Origin of the sequence: Salinicola peritrichatus, from assembly GCF_003206715.1 — a bacterium.
Taxonomy (GTDB): Bacteria; Pseudomonadota; Gammaproteobacteria; order Pseudomonadales; family Halomonadaceae; genus Salinicola; species Salinicola peritrichatus.
This window is the reverse complement of the sequence record NZ_PZJU01000047.1, coordinates 1-18996: the sequence shown is the minus strand read 5'-3', so window position 1 is coordinate 18996 and position 18996 is coordinate 1. Positions and strand designations below refer to the sequence as shown.

Annotated in this window: 16 protein-coding genes; 12 read left to right on the top strand and 4 right to left on the bottom strand. The window is 60.8% G+C overall.

What is annotated here, in order from left to right; genetic code table 11:
* Positions 1 to 153 precede the first annotated feature (153 nt).
* The 4 genes from DOM57_RS16070 (at position 154) to treA (ending at position 5122) form a co-directional block, all read left to right on the top strand.
* Positions 154 to 849 (top strand): VIT1/CCC1 transporter family protein, encoded by a 696-nt coding sequence (locus DOM57_RS16070; RefSeq protein WP_110650209.1) that lies wholly within the window; start codon positions 154 to 156, stop codon positions 847 to 849.
* Between the two features lie 208 nt (positions 850 to 1057).
* Positions 1058 to 1921: an SDR family oxidoreductase gene (locus tag DOM57_RS16065; RefSeq protein WP_110650208.1), complete on the top strand. Its 864-nt coding sequence runs from the start codon at positions 1058 to 1060 to the stop codon at positions 1919 to 1921.
* A gap of 99 nt (positions 1922 to 2020) precedes the next feature.
* Positions 2021 to 3283, top strand: a complete 1263-nt coding sequence (locus DOM57_RS16060; protein WP_110650207.1) for a D-mannose isomerase — start codon at positions 2021 to 2023, stop codon at positions 3281 to 3283.
* Positions 3284 to 3454: 171 nt separating this feature from the next.
* Entirely contained in the window at positions 3455 to 5122 is a 1668-nt protein-coding gene (treA, locus tag DOM57_RS16055) for an alpha,alpha-trehalase TreA (protein WP_162619569.1), read from the top strand.
* Positions 5123 to 5296: 174 nt separating this feature from the next.
* Here the strand turns inward: treA and DOM57_RS16050 are convergent, their stop codons facing one another.
* Together DOM57_RS16050 and DOM57_RS16045 are read right to left on the bottom strand one after the other, a co-directional pair.
* Positions 5297 to 7432: a TonB-dependent siderophore receptor gene (locus DOM57_RS16050; RefSeq protein WP_110650205.1), complete on the bottom strand. Its 2136-nt coding sequence runs from the start codon at positions 7430 to 7432 to the stop codon at positions 5297 to 5299.
* A 210-nt stretch (positions 7433 to 7642) separates the two neighbouring features.
* A complete protein-coding gene (locus DOM57_RS16045; RefSeq protein ID WP_162619568.1) occupies positions 7643 to 8662 on the bottom strand; it encodes a LacI family DNA-binding transcriptional regulator in 1020 nt (339 codons plus the stop codon).
* A 568-nt stretch (positions 8663 to 9230) separates the two neighbouring features.
* Between DOM57_RS16045 and DOM57_RS16040 the strand changes: the two genes are divergently transcribed.
* From DOM57_RS16040 to DOM57_RS16015, 6 genes are all read left to right on the top strand, one after another.
* Positions 9231 to 10160, top strand: a complete 930-nt coding sequence (locus tag DOM57_RS16040; protein WP_162619567.1) for a Bug family tripartite tricarboxylate transporter substrate binding protein — start codon at positions 9231 to 9233, stop codon at positions 10158 to 10160.
* A gap of 49 nt (positions 10161 to 10209) precedes the next feature.
* The gene (locus tag DOM57_RS16035) at positions 10210 to 10647 is read left to right on the top strand and encodes a tripartite tricarboxylate transporter TctB family protein (RefSeq protein ID WP_110650202.1); all 438 of its coding nucleotides are present in this window, start codon (positions 10210 to 10212) and stop codon (positions 10645 to 10647) included.
* 1 nt (position 10648) lies between these two features.
* Entirely contained in the window at positions 10649 to 12175 is a 1527-nt protein-coding gene (locus DOM57_RS16030) for a tripartite tricarboxylate transporter permease (protein WP_110650201.1), read from the top strand.
* Between the two features lie 63 nt (positions 12176 to 12238).
* Positions 12239 to 13387: a mandelate racemase/muconate lactonizing enzyme family protein gene (locus tag DOM57_RS16025; protein WP_110650200.1), complete on the top strand. Its 1149-nt coding sequence runs from the start codon at positions 12239 to 12241 to the stop codon at positions 13385 to 13387.
* Between the two features lie 22 nt (positions 13388 to 13409).
* Positions 13410 to 15194 (top strand): alkaline phosphatase family protein, encoded by a 1785-nt coding sequence (locus DOM57_RS16020; RefSeq protein WP_162619566.1) that lies wholly within the window; start codon positions 13410 to 13412, stop codon positions 15192 to 15194.
* 375 nt (positions 15195 to 15569) lie between these two features.
* Positions 15570 to 16061, top strand: a complete 492-nt coding sequence (locus DOM57_RS16015) for a YciE/YciF ferroxidase family protein (protein WP_110650198.1) — start codon at positions 15570 to 15572, stop codon at positions 16059 to 16061.
* A gap of 64 nt (positions 16062 to 16125) precedes the next feature.
* On the opposite strand, the gene DOM57_RS16010 is transcribed toward DOM57_RS16015, so the two are convergent.
* Positions 16126 to 16458: a hypothetical protein gene (locus DOM57_RS16010; protein ID WP_110650197.1), complete on the bottom strand. Its 333-nt coding sequence runs from the start codon at positions 16456 to 16458 to the stop codon at positions 16126 to 16128.
* Positions 16459 to 16556: 98 nt separating this feature from the next.
* A complete protein-coding gene (locus DOM57_RS16005) occupies positions 16557 to 16730 on the bottom strand; it encodes a con-10 family general stress protein (protein ID WP_110650196.1) in 174 nt (57 codons plus the stop codon).
* Positions 16731 to 17062: 332 nt separating this feature from the next.
* Here DOM57_RS16005 and DOM57_RS16000 point away from each other — a divergent pair, with 332 nt between their 5' ends.
* Both DOM57_RS16000 and DOM57_RS15995 read left to right on the top strand, forming a co-directional pair.
* On the top strand, positions 17063 to 17791 hold the full coding sequence (locus tag DOM57_RS16000; protein ID WP_110650195.1) for an SRPBCC family protein: 729 nt from the start codon (positions 17063 to 17065) through the stop codon (positions 17789 to 17791).
* A gap of 35 nt (positions 17792 to 17826) precedes the next feature.
* Positions 17827 to 18996, top strand: a 1170-nt coding sequence (locus DOM57_RS15995; RefSeq protein WP_110650194.1) for a zinc-dependent alcohol dehydrogenase, incomplete at its 3' end; no start/stop codon positions are given.

Here is an 18996-nt window from a genome sequence, read left to right as displayed (position 1 = left end):
TCATTGAGACCGCCCATCATCGCCAGAGACAACCTCTCCGGTCCCATCGGGTTAGCCTAGGATGAGAGGAGAGAAAGACGACAAGCACCAGGCTGCACTGGGTCTGCAAGCGTAGGAGGCGTCATGAAATGGGAGCCGGGGCAGGAGTCAGGGATGTCCATACCCAAGGAGCGTCACTACTCGGATCGTGTGGGCTGGCTGCGAGCGGCGGTGCTGGGCGCCAACGACGGCATCGTTTCCACCGCCAGCCTGGTCATCGGCATGGCGACGGCGGGCGCGACACTGGCTGGCGTGCTGACCGCAGGGGCGGCCGGGGCGGTGGCCGGGGCGATGTCGATGGCCGCGGGCGAGTACGTCTCGGTCAGCTCGCAGAAGGATACCGAACGCGCCGACCTGGCGCGCGAACGTCGCGAGCTGGCTGCCAACTATGAGTTCGAAACCCGTGAACTGGCGGATATCTACGAAGCGCGGGGCCTCTCCTCTGCGCTGGCGCAGGAGGTCGCCGAAAAGCTGATGCACCACGACGCGCTGGCGGCCCATGCGCGTGATGAACTCGGTTTCAGCCATGTCAGTGAAGCGCGACCCTTGCAGGCGGCGATGGCCTCGGCGCTGACCTTTCTCGCCGGTGCTGCGTTGCCGATCATCGCCTCGCTGCTGGCGCCTCGTCAGGGGATCGCGCTGGTCGTCGCCATCGGTTCGCTACTGGCACTCGGCCTGCTGGGGATCCTGTCGGCCAAAGTGGGCGGTTCACGCGTGCGGGTCGCTGTCGTCCGAGTGGTCGTGTGGGGTGTGCTGGCCATGGCCGCCACGGCCGGGGTCGGTTGGGTGTTCGGCGTCGTCGGCACTTGATCGGGTTCGCGTTCGGCCTGTTCCGGTCGTGTCTGGCTTGCTGCCTGTTCCGATCGCGCTCGGCTTGTCGAGAGAACAGCGCTCAACTAAGACTGATAGCGTCGCGTAGTAAAGCTACGCTCATGGGCAAGCGCTCTCGCGTTCGCTCTGCATCGCGGATGACTCGATTCAGTCAGTGTATCCAACCCGAAGCCAAGGAGCGGCCAATATGGTCAAGAAGACCGAAATCCATGCGCAACAGCAGTCACTACCCGGCAAGGAAGGCTTGATGCAGCCACCGGCGGAGTTCATCCGGCCGGGCTATCGCGGCAGCGGCAAGCTGGAGGGCAAGATCGCTCTGATTACCGGCGCCGACAGCGGCATCGGCCGCTCCGCGGCGATCCACTTTGCTCGCGAGGGTGCCGACGTCGCGATCATGTATCTCAGCGAGGACGAGGACGCCAGAGAGACGCAGCGTCTGATCGAGGCGGAAGGACGGCGTTGCCTGTCGATTGCCGGTGACATTCGCGATGCCGCATTCTGCCGCTCGGCGCTCCAGCAGGTCGTCGACACCTTCGGCGGGCTCAACATCCTGGTCAACAACGCCGGCACCCAGCAGGTGTGCACCGATCTTACCGAGCTCGACGATGACCAGTGGGAACAGACCTTCGCCACCAACATTCACGGCATGTTCTATTTGACCAAGGCGGCATTGCCGTACCAGGGAGAAGATGATTCGATCATCAACACCGCTTCGGTCAATGCGTATATCGGGCCCGATTTCCTGGTCGACTACACCGCCACCAAGGGCGCGATCATCAGCTTCACCCGTTCGCTCTCCAATCAGGTAGTGGCGCGCGGCATTCGGGTCAATGCGGTCGCGCCCGGCCCGGTGTGGACGCCGCTGCAGCCCGCCACCCTGGGTGCCCACGATCCGCAGATGCTGGAAGATTTCGGCTCCGACACGCCGATGGGGCGGGCCGCACAGCCGTCCGAGCTGGGGCCGTGCTATGTCTTTCTGGCATCGCTGGACGCGTCCTTCATAAGCGGCCAGACGCTACACCCCAACGGCGGCATGATCGTCAACGGTTGAGCGGTCACCAAGAGAGCGAAAGTCATGGAGCCCTGCTCGGGAATCGCCCAGGGTCTTCGAGCACCAACAGCAATTCTCGGGCAAAAGGAGGCCCCGAACATGCCAGGTACGACTCACAATCTGCCGCCACGTCAGGACAGCTGGCTGGATCGGCCGGCACATCATCACTGGCTTGAGAGCGAAGGCCAGCGCCTGCTGGCGTTCTATCGCGCCTCGCGCCATGCCGAGTGCGGTTTTGCGGCGCTGGACGAAGACGGCCGACTGCCATCGGATGCTAACCCCGACACCATGATCACTGCCCGCATGACGCACTGTTTCTCGCTGGCCGCCATGCGTGGCGAGCCCGGCATGGCACCGCTGGTGGCGCACGGCGTCGCGGCATTGCGAGGCGAGCTGCACGACGATGAGCACGGCGGCTGGTATGGCGAACGGCCCAAGGCGGGCGAAACGCAGACCAAGCAGGCCTATATTCACGCCTTCGTCGCCCTTGCCGCGGCCAGTGCGTATCAAGCCGACAACGAAGACGCCAGGCCGCTGCTGGACGATATCATCGACGTGATCGAGACCCGGTTCTGGTCCGAGGACGAAGGGCGCATGCGCGAGGGGTTCTCCCGCGACTGGCGCGAAGACGAGGCGTATCGCGGCGGCAACAGCAACATGCACTCGACCGAAGCCTTCCTGCAACTCGCCGACGTTCTTGACGAGCCGAAGTGGCGGGCGCGTGCGCTCTCCATCGTCGACAGAATCATCCACGCCCACGCCAGACCCAACGACTATCGTGTCGTCGAGCACTTCGACAGCGAGTGGAACGAATGGCGCGACTACAACCAGGAAACGCCCAAGGACCAGTTCCGGCCCTACGGTGCCACGCCTGGTCACGCCTTCGAATGGGCGCGGTTGATGCTGCATCTCGAAGGCGGGTTGCTGCGCCATGGCGAAGCGGCGCCTGGCTGGTTGCTGGAAGACGCTCAGGGCCTGTTCCATAGCGCGACCGAGCTGGCGTGGAACGTCGATGGCGAGCCAGGGCTCATTTACACCCACGACTGGGAAAACCAGCCGGTGGTGCACGAGCGCATGCACTGGACACTGGCCGAAGCCGCCGCCACCGCCGCGGCGCTGCTCAAGCGTACCGGCGACGCCACCTACGAAACCTGGTACCGCCGTTTCTGGGATTACATCGATCGTTTCCTGATCGATCGCGAACGGGGCAGCTGGTGGCAGGAACTCGACCGCCACAACAACCCCTCGAGCGAAATCTGGAGCGGCAAGGCGGACCTCTATCACGCCTATCAGGCAACGCTGCTGCCCCGATTGCCGTTGTCTCCCACCATGGCCAGAGCCATCGCCGACGGGGCATTGTAACCCTTGGGCGGGCATTCGAATCTCTGTTCTCGGAACGCCTCGATCCATGATCGGGGCGTTTTTCATTCGGACACGCCATACCTCGAAAGCGGCATGGGCTTCGTCGATGAAGTCTGGCTAGCTATGACTTCCGACACTGACTTCCGACACATGGCCGTGAGGAGCGTGACAATGGAATGGCTTGGGAATTATCGGCAGGTGAGGCTGGGGTGGACCACGTTACTGCTGACGGCGCTGCTGCTGGGCGGCTGCGGCACGCAGGGCATCGAACGGGAACCGGCGCAAGAGACGCAAGAGGCGCCTGCCAAGACCTCCAGGCAGTCCCCGGATCGTACCTGGGGGCCGGTGATGGAGGCCGTCGCCATGGCGCAGCTCTACCCAGATGGCAAGTCGGTGGTCGATCTGGTGCCCAAGCGCGACCCCGCGGCCATCGTGGCCGACTTCGAACGGCTGCAGCAGCAGGAGGGGGAAATCGACAAGGCCCGGTTGCAAGCCTTCGTCGATGCCAACTTCGATCCGCGCCCGGAGAACGAAACGCGCCTTAGCGAGGCGGCCGATACCTCGATCGAGAGCCACATCATCAATCTGTGGCCCTATCTGACACGGGATCCGGCGGACACCGACGAAGGCCCCTGGAGCAGCCTGGTCTCGCTGCCCGAACCCTACGTGGTGCCGGGCGGACGCTTCAATGAGATGTTCTATTGGGACAGCTACTTCACCATGTTGGGCCTGGCGCGCAGCGACCGCTTCGGCCTGGTGCGCGACATGGTCGACAACTTCGCCTGGCTGATCGACACCTACGGGTTCGTGCCCAACGGTACGCGGACCTATTTTCTGACGCGTAGCCAGCCGCCATTCTTCGCCCCGATGGTAGCGCTGCTGGCGGAGCATGACGGAGAAGCCGTCTATCGCCGCTATCTGCCCGAATTGATGCGGGAACACGACTATTGGATGCGCGGCGCCGATGAAATCGGCCCCGGCGAGGTACGTGAGCACGTGGTTCGACTGGCCGACGGCACCTTGCTCAATCGCTATCACGGAAGCGAGAACTGGCCCCGGCCGGAAGCCTACGCCGCCGAACGCGAGCTGGCCGCGCGTAGCGACCGGCCGGCTCCCGAACTGTACGGCCATCTACGAGCCGCTGCCGAAAGTGGCTGGGACTTCAGCTCGCGCTGGATGGCCGATGGCCAGCACCAGACCACCATCGAAACCCGCGATATCCTGCCGGTGGATCTCAACGCGCTGCTGTACCAGCTCGAACGCACCCTGGCGCACGCGTGGCGGGTCCAGGGCGATGACTCCCAGGCGGCACGCTTCGAGGCGCTGGCCGAACAGCGTCGAAGCGCGATCAACCGGGTCTTCTGGCAACCTGACGGGGGTTACTACACCGATTACGACTGGCGGGAGGGGCATCTGACCAACGCGATTTCAGCGGCCATGGTCTATCCGCTGGCGTTTGGCGTTGCCGACCCGGCCAAGGCCGATGCCACGGCCGAGACGGTGCGGCGCGAGCTGCTGCGCGCCGGGGGCATGGTCACCACCACGCATAACACCGGCGAACAGTGGGATGCGCCCAATGGCTGGGCGCCGCTGCAGTGGCTGGCGGTTTCCGGTCTCGACCGCTACGGACACGACGACCTGGCCGAAACCATCGCCCGGCGCTGGATCGAAACCAATCGCGCGGTCTACCAACAGACCGGCAAGCTGGTCGAAAAATACGACGTGGTCGACCCCGCCGTGGGCGGCGGCGGTGAATATGATGTCGTCGACGGGTTCGGCTGGACCAACGGCGTCCTGCTGGATCTGATGCACCGCTATCCGTCGCAAGCCAGCCAGTAGCCAAGTCTCGCCATTGAAGACGGCCGGGCCACAAGGTCCGGCCGTTTTGTGTGTCAGCACGCTCTGCAGCGTCGCTATAACTGGAAATCCGAAGGCGACGTATACGGTAGAAGTACGAGCACTCCCCCCGAGCGATCTCGACCGCTCGAGGACGTTAAAACGCTATCGTTGGCGTTACCAGTGGTAGCTGACTTTCGCCCGAATCTCGCGGCCCGGGTTGTAGTAGTTGGCCGTGCCGGAGCCGACGACGTGCTGCTCGTCGAAGATATTGCTGACGTTGATCGTGAAGTCGGTGTTCTGGACGATCCGATAGTCGAAGGCGGCGTCGAACAGCGTTGCCGAATCGCTCTTCGAGGTATTGGCGGCATCGAAGTAGTAGCCATCGGTGTAGCGGGCGCCCAGACCGACGCTCATCTTCTCGCCCGGCAGCGTGTAGTAACCCCAGAGCATCGCGGTGTGTTTCGGAGCGATGGCGAAATCGTTGCCCTTGATCGAGGTGCCATCACGCAGCGTGCCCTCTTCGACCTCCGTATCCAGATAGGAGTAACCGCCGACGATGCTCAGATTATCGGTCAGCTCGGCTTTGGCCTCGAGATCGAGACCGCGCGCCCGGGACGTTCCGATGGTTTGCTGGTCGATGGCACCATTGTCCTGCACTACGGCGATGGTCACGTCGTCTCTTTCCAGGTTGTAGATCGCCGCAGAAAACTGGGCGTTCATCCCGTCGGGCGAGTATTTCAGACCGATCTCCTGCTGCTTGCCGCGCTCCGGCGTGACGCCAATGGTGGGCGGTGCGACCGACTCTACGTAGCTGACGTAAGTGGAGAGTTCGTCGTTGACGATATAGGTCAGTGCGCCACGCACGGTGGTCTCCGAGAAATCGTCGCTGTCGTCGAAAGCGGCGCCGTAGGATTCCCCCTCGCTCGAGAGATCCATCGAGTCGTTGCGTACGCCGGCGCTGACCACGAAGCGATCATAGAAAGAGAGATTTTGCGTCAGGAAGACCGAACGAGTCTGGTAATCCTGGTTTTCGTACCGGTAGGGCGTCAGGTCTTCGGGACCGCCACTATAAACCGGGTTGGTGATATCGATGGGTTCCGCATTCCCGTAGATCGACTGGCTATCAGTCGAGGCGTCGCGGTACTCAATACCACCGAGGGTGCTGCTGTCGATCTCGCCGAAGCTGGCATCGTACTGCAGGATGGTATTGCCGATGAACTCGTGAGCTTCGGTATCGGTACCGAAATAGTCTCGGTTCACCACCGTGCTGGTGCGCGCAGCGACATCGTTGATATAGACGTACTGAAAGTCATCCTTGAGATCGCTATAACGCAGGTTCGTGCTCAGCGTCAGGCCGTTTTCGAAGTCGTGGCGCAGCTGGCCGGTGATGCTAGTGCGATCGACGTCTTGATCGTTGAAGCCGGGCTCGCCGAAGAAGTCGTCGCGGTCATACTCTCGGTCGAGCGGATAGCCGCCGCTATTGGGCGTGTCGTCTCGGTTGAGATAGTCGACGATCAGCGTTGCCGTGGTTTGATCCGTCGGTTCCCACGTCAGGCCGCCCATCAAAAGACCACTGTTATCCTTCGAGTGATCGTACTCTCGGTCGCTGTCCTGAATCTTTCCGGTGAAGCGATAGGCCAGTGTCTGGTCGGAATCCAGGACATCGCCGACATCGATGCCGGCTTCCTTGTGATCGAACGATCCGTAGGAGAGAAAGCCGTTGCCGAAGCGCTCGAATCGTGGTCGCTTGCTGACGAAGTTGACCGATCCGCCCGGGTCAGCGGGGCCGAATAGCGTCGAGTTCGAGCCGCGCAGCACCTCGATGCGCTCGTAGGCGTATGGATCTTCACGCACGCCACGCATGGAGCCCAGCGTCATCCCGTCGCGATAGGTCGTGGCCTGAAAGCCGCGAATCTGGAAATAGTCGTTACGGTCATCGGTGCCGTAATAATCGGTGACGACGCCGGGGGTGTACTGCAGGACTTCTTCAGTGGTCTTGGCGTCTCGCTGTTCGATCTCTTTCTGGGTAATCACCGAGACGGAAGCGGGCGTGTCCTGAATGCTGGTAGCGACCTTCCCGCCTACCCACAGCTCCCGCGCCACGACGGTATCGGCGTCGTCGTCAGGCGCTGCCTGAGCGTTGACGATAACGGGAGATAGGCGGTACGCCCCATCGTCGCTCCCTGTCTGCTGCGCGTTTCCGAGCGCGGGAATGGTGAATAGTGCTGAACCGCAGAGAATCGCCGTGGTGGTGTGATGACACCATGACGGTTTCTCGCGGCTCACGATCGTGCGATTGCGACCGCTCATCGTGGTGTCCCCGAAAGTGAATGATCTCTTCTTATATGCCCGCGGTTTTTTATGGCGGGCTCGAGGATTATCCGGAGGACACACCTGTCAGTCAATAATGATAATTCTTCTCAATTTCATTCGCGTTCATGATTGGCTATGCGATGCTGTAGAATCTTGCGCAGCCACTGTCGCGTAACTCGACGCCATGGTGCCTCCCACCCCGGATCGTCATGCACTCTCCCGCTCCACCAGTCTTACCCCCAGGTCCAGCCGTTTATCGCTTTCCGGCAGCTCCCCCTTGAGTCGTGACAGCAGCAATCGGGCGGTGTGCTGGCCGATTTCCCGACGCGGTGGCTCGACGGTGGTCAGCGGCGGGACGGTGCTGGTGGTGAAATCCAGATTGCCGAAGCCGGCGAGGGCTAGCCGGCCGGGGATCTCCCAGCGCTGGCGCTGGCATTCGCACAGTACGCCAAGCGCTACCATGTCGTTGGAACAGCCGATGGCTTCTATCTCGGGGTGGGCCTGCATCAGTGCCTGTGTCAGATGGCCCGTCTCCTCGGCGTGGCTGCGTCCGCTCAGCTCACGTAGCTCGACGGTGCCGCCGGCGGCCTCGACCGCATTTCGAAAGCCGTGATAGCGGTCGCGGGCGCGCACGTCACGCTGGAAGTTGGTGCTGACGAAGGCCATCCGGCGCCGGCCCTGGCGCAACATGTGTTCGGCCACTAAGCGTCCACAGGTGTGATGCGAAAAGCCCACGACCATGTCCAGCCCCGGCTGGCCGTAGTCCCACATTTCGACGATGGGCGTGTCGTTGTTGGTGAGCACCGATAGCGATTTGCGGTTGTGCAGAAAGCCGGTCAGCACCAGGCCGGCAGGGTTCCAGCTCAGGAGCGAGCGGATCAGCTCTTCTTCCCGGGAGTCGTCGAATTCGGTGTTGCCGATCAACAGTTGATAACCGGCGCTACGCAGATGGCGCTCCAGAGTTTCGAGCGTTTCCGAGAAGAACGAGTTGGTGATGGTCGGCACCAGCACGCCGATCACGTTGGAGCGCGACGAGGCCAGCCCGCCAGCCATGGTATTCGGCAGATAGCCCAGCCGGTCGATGGCCGACTGGATCTTTTCGGCGCGCCGGGGGGAGACCTCATCGGGACGACGCAGGTAGAGCGATACCGTGCTCGGCGAAACGTTGGCCAACTGGGCGACTTCGCCCATGGTCACGCGCTGGGAACTGCGTCTGCTTCTTGCCACGGCTTCTGGCCCCTTCCTTCGCGATCACCGGGGTATATCGGTCCTCGCACCCGGTGTCTCGCTGATAAACGTATGAATGTCATTGCTTTCGTGTCGATGCCGTTCGCTACGCTTTGTCTGAAAAATGTCTGCGCTCACCCATACGGCGTTAAAAATCGACTCAAAATGCTCATTTACTCCGCGTAAACTCCGTTTTTTCGCCGATTTTTGCCTTGTCTGGCTATCGCTCGTCGATTTTTCAGACAGAGCTTGGGTATCCAGTCTACGGCGACGTTTCGTCATTCTCTCCAGCTACGGTCCGGGTTGAAGCAACGCTCTGCCGTGTCGGCGCGGCTACTTGTCCTTTGGTCTAAGGCTACGACGAATGGACGATTGGCAGCGATTGTCCGGTCAAAATCGTAGCGCTACGATTCTAATCCATCTCGGCGGGCATCCGTTATTCGCCTAAAGGCTTAGGCGAGAGCAAGAGTTCGAACCAGACCGGAAGAGCGCCCACAAGTCTGATGACGACAGCCAAGTGTTCTGTTTTCCGCCGATTTCGCAGCGCTACGAAAAAATGGAGCTAACCATGACATCATTGCGTTATTCGCTGGCCGCCCTCGCGCTGATCGGCGCAACCCATTCGGCGGTGGCTGCCGACAATCTGGACATCATCGTGCCGTTCGCGGCGGGTGGCGCCACGGACATCGTCGCGCGCAGCTTCGAGCCGATCTTCTCGCAGCAGCTGGGCGTCACCTCGGTGGTACGTAACGTGGCCGGCGCCAGCGCCACGGTCGGTACGGCGGAGGTCGCCAACAGCGAAGGCAACCCCAACATCATCGGCTACGAACCCGCCGGTGCGCTGTCGATCCAGCCTTCGCTGAAGAAGCTGCCCTATGGCTCGGACAGCTTCACCTACATCTGCCGCACCGTTTCCAATCCGATGTTCCTGATGGTCTCGAAATCCTCCGATATCGAGTCGTTCAAGCAACTGGTCGAGGAATCGCAGGAATATCCCTTCCTGTATGGCTCTTCCGGCCCCGGTACGTTGCCTCACCTCGCTATGGCGGCATTGACTGTCAACAGCGATCTCAAGGCGGAGCACGTGCCCTACAGCGGTTCCGGCCCGGCGATGAATGCACTGGCCGGCAACGAGATCCAGATCATGGCCGATACCGAGACCATCCTCGAAAACTACGACCTGCGCCCGCTGGCAGTCTTCGCCGATCATCGTGTCGAGGGGTATCCCGACGTGCCGACGATGCAGGAACTCGGCCTGCCGGCGTTGGACTTCGCCGTCTGGCAGGGCGTCGTCGCGCCGAAGGGAATTTCCGAGGAGCGCACTCAGCAGTATGCCGAGGCGTGCAAGGCGACGGTCGAATCGGACAAGTTCAAGGCATTCGCCGACAAGGCCAAGGCGGATATCGCCTATCTCGGGCCGGAGGATTTCGAGGCGTTCGTGCAAAAGCGCTTCGCGGCCAACAAGCAGGTGCTCAAGGACGCTGGCCTGACGCCGTAACCCGTTCTTTCGAACCCTTGTTCTCTCGATCTCTCAGGAGCCGCGATCCATGTTCGCATCCTTGATCCATCCTCGAGTATTGACCGCGCTGGCTCTGTTGCTGGCTGGCGCCGGTCTATCGATTACCGCGTGGCAGGGGCCGGATAACGCCATGCTGGTTCCCCGCATCGTACTGACGATCTGGTGCGCCGTGGCGCTGGCGATCCTGATCGGCGAGTTGATCCGCCGCGTCCCGGTAAAGCACGCGACGCTGACGCCTCTGCCGCTGTTGATGGCCGCGGTGCTGGTCGCCGCGATCGCCACGGCGAGCCTCGGCTTTCTGATCCCGGCGTTGCCGCTGGTGGCGTTGACGCTTTGGCTGTTTCGTATTCAGCGGCCGTTGCCGCTGCTGCTGGGCACGATCGTGATCGGTGGCGGTTTGTGGTTCCTGTTTCACCACGTGCTGATGATCCGGTTGCCGGCGCTGCTCACGAATGGAGTGATCTGAGATGGACATGATTCTGGCAGCGATGGGTGACGCTTTCACCTGGCAGGCGCTGCTCGCCATCGTGATCGGCACCTGGGCCGGCATCGTCATCGGCGGTCTGCCCGGGCTGGGGTCGGTGGTCGGGTTGACGATCTTTCTGCCGTTTACCTTCGGCATGGATGTCATTACCAGCATGGCGCTGCTGATCGGCGTCTACTGCGGCTCGGTCTATGGCGGTTCGATCACGGCGATCCTGATCAATACGCCGGGCACGCCGCAGTCGGCGGCGACCACCTTCGATGGCTATCCGATGACCCAACAGGGCCGCGTCGACGAAGCGCTGGGCTGGGCCACCTTCGCCTCGTTCTTCGGCGGCGTGCTCTCTTGCGTATTGCTGATTTTCTGCGCGCCTCAACTGGCGAAATTCGCCGTGAACTTCGGCTCGATCGAGGTTTTCGCCCTGGTCTGTCTGGCGATGCTGTGTATCGTCGGAATCTCCCGCGGCAGTCTGCTCAAGGGGCTGGTGTGCGGGATGATGGGGTTCTTCTTCTCGATGGTCGGCAGCGATCCGATCACCGGTGCCGATCGCTTTACCTTCGGCTCCTACGCGCTCAGTTCGGGCCTGGATCTGATCCCGGTCGTGGTGGGCGCCTTCGCGCTGTCCGAGGTTTTCATCCGTTTTTCGGCGCGAGACGAGGAAGCCGCGGCCATTCCCGAGGCGCGGCTGCGCTTCCCGAGCTTGCGCGAGATCGGCCGTCGTCTGATCGAGCTGGTGCGCGGCTCGTTCATCGGTAGTTTCGTCGGCGCCTTGCCGGGCACCGGGGCGGCGGCGGCGGCTTTCATCAGCTACGCCTCGGCGCAGAAGTTGTCGCCGCGCCGGGCCAATCTGGGCAAGGGCGAGCCGGACGGCATCATCGCCTCGGAGTCCTCCAACAATGCGGTGACCGGCAGCGCCTTCATTCCCACCCTGGCGCTGGGCATCCCCGGCGATGTGGTCACGGCAATGATGATGGGCGCGATGGTGATCCATGGCATCACGCCCGGCGTGCGCCTGATGGTCGACCAGGCACAGACGGTCTATGCGCTGTTCGTGGTGCTGATCATCGTCAACGTGGCCATGCTGATTCTCAGCAAACCCTCCATCGGCCTGTTCCGCTACCTGTTCAAGATGCCCTTGGGCTTCGTCATGGGCGGCATCGTGATGTTCAGCTTCATCGGTGCGGTCTCGGTGCGCGGCAATCCGCTGGATCTGGTGGTCGCGGCGTTGACCGGCATTCTTGCCTACGTCCTGCGCCGGGGCGGTTACCCGTTGGCACCGCTGGTCATCGGCATGGTTCTGGGACCGGCGCTGGAGAGTTCGCTACGCCGGGGCTTGCTGATTTCGCGTGGTGACTTCCTCTCGTTCTTCACCCATAGCGGCATCGCCACGACGCTGTTCGTATTGATCGGGCTGTTCCTGATCTGGACGGCGGTAGCGGGTGTGCTCGATTGGCGATCCAGGATGGCGGCATGTCGCCAACCCGTACCCTCCTCGAGCAGCCGCGCATGAGCATCGACGCCTTCGGTTTTTTCGACTTCGCCGACACTACCCTTCGCAGAGCGATTTCTTGCCATGATCATTACTGACCTCAAGACTCACGTCCTCGCCGCGCCGCTGGAGCAACCGTTTTCGTTCTCCCAGGGCTGGGTGCATCGGCGCACGGCGATGCTGGTGGAAATTCATACCGATGATGGCCTGGTGGGCTGGGGCGAATGCATCAACCATGGATTGCAGCCGCCACAGGTCGCCCAGGCGATGGTCGAGCATGCGCTCAAGCCGCTGGTGATCGGGCGCTCGGTCTTCGACCGCGAGGTGCTGTGGGAAACGATGTACAACCACACCCGGCCCTACGGTCAGAAAGGGGCGGCGCTGTTCGGCATCGCCGCGATCGACATCGCGCTGTGGGATCTCGCCGGCAAGGCGCTGGGCCAGCCGATTCATCGCCTGATGGGCGGCGCATTTCGCACCGAGATTCGCCCCTACGCCACCGGCTTCTACCGTCGCGAGGACGGCCGCTACCCCGAGGAAGTGGTCGAGGAAGCGCTGCGCCACCAGGCCAATGGCTACCGGGCGATGAAGCTCAAGACCGGCTTCGGCATCGAGGCGGACATTCGCGACATGCGTGCGGTGCGCGAAGCGGTGGGTGACGACATCGCGCTGATGATGGACGCCAACTGCGCCTACAGCGTGCCGGCGGCGCGGCGCATCCTGATGGAGCTCGAAGAGACGCGGGTGCATCTGTTCGAGGAGCCGCTGAGCCCGGAAAACCGCCACGGTTATCGCGAACTCAAGGGCATCTCCCGCACCTGGATCGCCGCCGGCGAGAACGAGTACACCAAGATCGGTTATCGCGATCTGATCAGCGAAGGCGTGCTGGACGTGATCCAGCCCGACCTCGGCGCCGCCGGCGGACTCACCGAGTGCCAGAAGATCGCCGCCATGGCCCAGGCCTGGCACGTACCGTTGATCCCCCATGTCTGGGGTACCGGTATCGGGCTGGCGGCGGCGGTGCAGTTCATCGCCACGCTGCCGCCGCAACCGCTATCGCTGACGCCCGACGAACCGATGCTCGAATACGATCAGTCCGCCCATCCGTTCCGCCAGGAGTTGATTGGCGGCGAATTCCAGCTCAATGCCAACGGCTGCGTCGAGGTGCTCGACAAGCCGGGACTGGGCATCGAGATTGATCGCTCGATCATCGATCGTTACAGAATCCAATAATCCGCGCCCACAGGAGATTTTCATGAGTCGGAACCGCAAGATCCTGCTGCTGGGCGTCGATGGCCTGATACCCGAACTCGTCGAACGCTTCTGCGCCGAGGGCGTGCTGCCCAACATCCAGCGCATGCGCGCCGAGGGCGGCTACACCCGCCTGCTGCCCTATATCTCGACCTGGGGCGATACCAATTTCGTCACCTTTCTGACCGGGCAGGCCCCGGGCACCAGCTGGGTGGGGCAGCGCATCTCGCCGAGCGGTACCGGCCATCTGCTGGAACTGATGGCCGAAGCCGGCCACAAGAGCGCGCTGGTGCACTTCCCTGAAAGCCTCAAGCCGACCGGGAAGGACGACCTCTGCTTCGCGCCGTTCTGGACGGGGGCCGGTCCGGCACCGATGGAGCTGGCGCCGGCCTGTCTGCATAGCACGCATCTCGAGCAGTGGACCCATCCACCACAAAGGGAGGCGTTGGGCTGGCCGCCGAAGGGCACGCTGGCGCATCACCAGAAGCATAACCGCTTCGCCGTCGAGCGCAGCGGGGACGACTTCGTGGCGTTGATTCCCGCGCATCGCGGCGAGCCGGTAGCGGTAACGCTGAGCCCCGATGGCGCGCAGCTCGAGATGAGCTTGCAGGGTAGCCGGGCCTCGCTGGCGGTTGGCGATTGGAGCGACTGGTTGCCGATCGGGATCGGTGACGAATCGGGGCCGAAAGTGCGCTTCAAGCTGCTGGCCTTCGACCCCGCATCCGGCCAGCTCGACCTGTTGCAGTCTCAGATCACGGCGCCGGCGGCGACCAGTACCCAACCCGAGATCGCCCGCCGCCTGATCGAGCGTCACGGGCCGTTCATTTCCAAATGGGCGGTGTCGGCGGATCCCGATACCCGCTACTTCGAGACCAGCTTCGACGAGGGGCGCTATCAGCTGGAGTGGCTGGTCGATAGCGCCTTGACGCTGCTCGACGAAGAAGACTTCTCGCTCTTCGCCACCGTCTTCCGCCTGAACGACGAGACGCATCACACCTGCCTGGCCCAGTGCGATCCGGAATCGAAGTTCTACCGGGCAGACGATCACCAGCGCTATCTGGAAGTAATCCGCCGCTCCTACCGGATTCTCGACGATGCCGTGGGCCGCGCGCTCGCCGGTTGTGGCGACGACACCGTGGTGGTGCTGGCTTCTGATCACGGCGATGTGCCCAATGGCCATTTCTGTGATATCCACAGGCGGTTGGCGGAGTTCGACCTGTGCACGATCGATGCGCAGGGCCGGCCCGAGGCAGCCCGCAGCCAGGCCTTTCTCAAGGATGAGCGCGGCGGTCTGGAAATCTTCGTCAATCGCGATCTCGTCGCGCCCGAGCGCATCGAAAGCGTGAAGACCCAGATTCTCAAGGCACTGACCACCTGGTATGTCGATACACCGGATGGCGAGCGCAACGTGGTCGCGCTGGCAGTGAAGAAGCAGGAGGCCAGCGTACTGGGCTACTGGGGCGAGCGGGCGGGCGATGTGCTGTTCGCCTATGCGCCGGGTTTCGTCTGGGGCAGCAATGCGCATGGCGATACCGTGGCCGAGGTCACCACGCCCGGGGCCAACCACGGTCCGCAGGTGCCGACCGCAAGCACGGCGTTCGCCTCCAACCATGGCGTCGCGATCTTCCACGGCGCTGGCGTCCGTCAGGGCATCGAGTTGCCGTTCGATACCACGCGTGGCATTCAGCGTATGGATAGCGCCGGTGCGACGTTCGCGCGGCTGCTCGATCTCTCCACCGATTCATTGGATGGGAAGGCGCTGGAGGCGTTGCTGGAGGCGCCCAGCTAAAGCCAGAGACCCTTCTTACAGTGTGTACAGTGTGCGACGTGCCCACTACTCTTACGGTGCGGGCAGCTCATCGCACACTATGCTTATTTTGAAAAGCAATGCTTAGTTTGAAAACCATGTCCTGCTCCCACTCCTACGCAGGAAACCCTTTCTTTTCATCCTTTGATGCGTGTTAACCATCGAAACGTCTATCGACCTGTATCTCCGACGTTTGCAGCTAGGCTGGAGACGGTATTGGTTTTTGCTTTGACGGTCGTCTTGCAATGACGGGTACGAAATGGAACGCAGACGAAGCGAGCGTTAAAGCTTGGCAAAGTCCCGCAATTTTTCGTGCGCGCCTACTAGGTGATGCGTAACGACAGGAAGGAGTGTGACATGGTAGTTAAAGATGCGAATGACCTTTTTATTCATCTTCTATCGGACATCAATAGTGCCGAAAAGCAAATCACGCGTGCGCTCCCTAAACTGGCACGTGCCGCAGATGACGGCAAGCTAGCCGACGCCTTCAAGGAGCACCTCGAGGAAACCCGTGGCCAGGTGGAACGGCTCGAGAAAGCTGCCGATACGATTCCCGATGTTCGTATCAAGCGTATTAAATGCTATGGGATGGAAAGTCTGATCGAAGAAGCCCAGGATCTCATCGAGAGCGCGGAAAAAGGGCCGGTCCTGGACGCTGGCTTGATCGGCGCGGCACAGAAGGTGGAGCACTACGAAATTGCCGCCTATGGCACCCTGTGTTCGCTGGCTGAGCAACTCGGCTACACGGAAGCGAAAGATATCCTGGCCGAGACTCTCAAAGAGGAAAAGGCCACCGATGACAAACTGACGCAGCTAGCGAAAAAGAACGTGAACAAAAAGGCAGGTTGATGAAGGAAAATGAACTCATAAGGCCCTCGAACGAGGGCCTTTTAGTTCCATTACCTAACAACAACTACCTGTCGGTCTCATTCTTGCCTAGGGTGTAATCGGGTGGATCGCTGGCTGGGAAGCTGTCCGCGCTCATCTCGTCGACGCGCTGTTGCTCCTCGCGATGAGAAGGGGGCTCAACTTTGGAGAACTTGGATAGCGGTTCCGTCAAAATCCAATGCTCGTCTTGACGAATGAGGTACTGATTGGGAACGCTATACGTTTCTCCATTCTCTGCCTCCAAGAAGACGCTCTGCAAGTTTTCATCTCGGAGGACTTTTCCGACTAGCCGTTTTTCCCCGTCATAAACGGCACGATGCTCTTTTTGCATGGTGTCAGCCTTGATTGGTGGAGTCACCGGAAATGACCTTCCTTTAGCAGACCCGATGAGAGGAATGAGAGAACAAAGCGATGTGGCCCAGCCTGACGCTGGGCCACACGGGGCCGCTCAGTGGCTCAATGTCCCTGGCTCTTGCCACCTTTGCGGCCGGCCTCGGAAGCCTTCTGGGGGTCATTCTTGAAATTCCCGCCGCTATGCTTTCCTCCAATATGACCTCCCTTTTTGCCAGCTTCAGAAGCCTTCTCCCGGTCATTCTGAAAATTGCCTGGATTCTGATTGTCGCGAGCCATAATCCATCTCCTTTGATTGGCCACTTGGCTTTGCTGCCTGTTTCACGATAGTACCTGGACCGATAAGCGGAAAGCGAAAGGGACAAAGTTATGTTGGTTTTTGTATGCTTTTGATAATTGCTCTGGATTAAATGGATTGCGAGTTTTCTACTGGTTTGATTTAAAAAGATTTTGCGCAGAGGAATTGGATGTTGATCTGGTTTAATTTACACGCACGCTTAAATTCATAAAGAGTAACTTGTCCATCTATCTTGAATACAAAACGGGCCGACCCAGCGTCTTATGGATGCTTATATTGAACCCCAATAGCTCGAATCAGGATGGAAAGGAACATGTCTTCAGAATCTCAGAGCAAGCTCACGCATACCAAAAAGCAATACACGGCTGAAGTTAAGGGAGCCGAACGCTGGATTTCTCTGTGTGGCGGCCTGTGGGGTATGGGACGGGGCTTGAAAAAAGGCGGTATAGGCGGATGGGGACAAGCCATCGTTTCAGGCATGTTGCTTTACCGGGCGGTGAAGGGAGAATGCCGAATCAAAGGCGCACTCGTTGAGTCTCCCCACGAGAAACAAGTTGCCAGGCAGCAGAATTGGCGAGCCGCCAGAGCCGTGTCGCATAGCGTTACCGTTGCCAAGCCTCGCAGTGAGCTTTATCGATTCTGGCGTACCCCAGAAAACCTGACCACCTTTCTGGTTCCCTCCATGAACGTCGAAATCATCGACGATCACACTTCGCGATGGACTCTGGATCAGACTCCTTCGATGAGCGGCGTCACGGTTCGTGTCGTTGAAGAACGAGAGGGCGAATACATCGCCTGGGTGGCCGAATCCGAGACACTTCCACCCTTTTCCGGCTGGATCCGCTTCCGTGAAGCGCCTGGAAAACTAGGTACGGAAATACAGGGTTATGTGACCTATGAACCGCCCAAGGGACGCTTGGGATATGTGATAGACAAGTGGTCCCGAGGAGGAGCGTCGCAACTGCTGAACGAGAATTTACGACGTTTCAAGCAACTGGTGGAAACCGGCGAGGTCACGACCTCTCGTTTCCATCTGGCCTGATACTTTTCGCCTGGCCTGATACAGGGAGGTATTACATGCGCGCATTGACTTGGCAGGGCGTCGACCGACTCAGTGTCGAAACGCTGCCCGATCCCGAATTGCTCAATCCTCGTGATGTCATCGTCCGGGTCAAGCTGTCATCGGTTTGCGGATCGGACCTGCATTTGCTCAATGGCCTGGTACCCTCGATGCATGCCGGGGACGTAATTGGCCACGAATTCCTGGGAGAAGTCGTCGAAGCTGGACGCTCCGTCTCTCAATTCAGCCGTGGCGATCGGGTCATTGCGATCTCGATCCTGGGTTGTGGCAATTGTCAGCACTGTCGGCAGCAGGCCTTTTCCTGCTGCGACAACTCCAACCCCAACCCGGAGTTGACCCAAACGCTCTATGGGCATGCTTGTACGGGGATCTTCGGCTATAGCCACGCCTTCGGTGGCTATGCCGGCAGTCATGCTACCTACGTGAGAGTACCCTATGCGGACGTCAACCTATTCAAAGTGCCGGAAGGGGTGCCCGATCACCAGGCGCTCTTCGTTTCCGATGCCGTGCCCACCGGCTACTACGGGGCGGACATCGCCGATATCGAGCCCGGTGACACGGTGGCGGTCTGGGGCTGCGGTGGCGTTGGGCAAATGGCCATCAGGAGCGCCTATCTCATGGGCGCCGAACAAGTCATCGCCATCGATCGCTTCACGGATCGCCTGCACATCGCCAAGAAACAGGGGGGCGCCATCGGGCTGGATTACACGAAACACGATATCCACGAGGCGTTGCTGACCTTGACCGGCGGGCGCGGCCCCGACCGCTGTATCGACTGCGTCGGTATGGAAGCGCATTCGGAGCATATGCTGGAGGATATTTATGATCGCACCAAGCAGCAGCTGAAACTTCATACGGAGAGAGGCGCGGCGCTGCGTCAAGCCATTCGCGCCTGTCGCAAGGGCGGAACGGTATCCGTGCTGGGCGTCTATGCCGGCTTCATGGACAAATTTCCGATCGGCGCAATCGTCAATAAGGCACTGTCACTCAAATCGGGTCAGCAGCCGGGGCAGCGCTACGTCAAGCGCATCTTCGAACACATCCAGGCCGGTGAACTCGATCCGTCCTACCTCATGACTCACACTCTTCCTTTGGAAAATGGGTCACAAGGTTACGAGATGTTCAAGAACAAACAGGATAACTGTCTGCGTTGTAGTGGTCAACTA

Coding starts and splice junctions, on each gene's coding strand:
- DOM57_RS16070 (WP_110650209.1), top strand. CDS start 154: ATGTCCATACCCAAGGAGCGTCACTACTCGGATCGTGTGGGCTGGCTG.
- DOM57_RS16065 (WP_110650208.1), top strand. CDS start 1,058: ATGGTCAAGAAGACCGAAATCCATGCGCAACAGCAGTCACTACCCGGC.
- DOM57_RS16060 (WP_110650207.1), top strand. CDS start 2,021: ATGCCAGGTACGACTCACAATCTGCCGCCACGTCAGGACAGCTGGCTG.
- treA (WP_162619569.1), top strand. CDS start 3,455: ATGGAATGGCTTGGGAATTATCGGCAGGTGAGGCTGGGGTGGACCACG.
- DOM57_RS16050 (WP_110650205.1), bottom strand. CDS start 7,432: ATGAGCGGTCGCAATCGCACGATCGTGAGCCGCGAGAAACCGTCATGG.
- DOM57_RS16040 (WP_162619567.1), top strand. CDS start 9,231: ATGACATCATTGCGTTATTCGCTGGCCGCCCTCGCGCTGATCGGCGCA.
- DOM57_RS16035 (WP_110650202.1), top strand. CDS start 10,210: ATGTTCGCATCCTTGATCCATCCTCGAGTATTGACCGCGCTGGCTCTG.
- DOM57_RS16030 (WP_110650201.1), top strand. CDS start 10,649: ATGGACATGATTCTGGCAGCGATGGGTGACGCTTTCACCTGGCAGGCG.
- DOM57_RS16025 (WP_110650200.1), top strand. CDS start 12,239: ATGATCATTACTGACCTCAAGACTCACGTCCTCGCCGCGCCGCTGGAG.
- DOM57_RS16020 (WP_162619566.1), top strand. CDS start 13,410: ATGAGTCGGAACCGCAAGATCCTGCTGCTGGGCGTCGATGGCCTGATA.
- DOM57_RS16015 (WP_110650198.1), top strand. CDS start 15,570: ATGGTAGTTAAAGATGCGAATGACCTTTTTATTCATCTTCTATCGGAC.
- DOM57_RS16005 (WP_110650196.1), bottom strand. CDS start 16,730: ATGGCTCGCGACAATCAGAATCCAGGCAATTTTCAGAATGACCGGGAG.
- DOM57_RS16000 (WP_110650195.1), top strand. CDS start 17,063: ATGTCTTCAGAATCTCAGAGCAAGCTCACGCATACCAAAAAGCAATAC.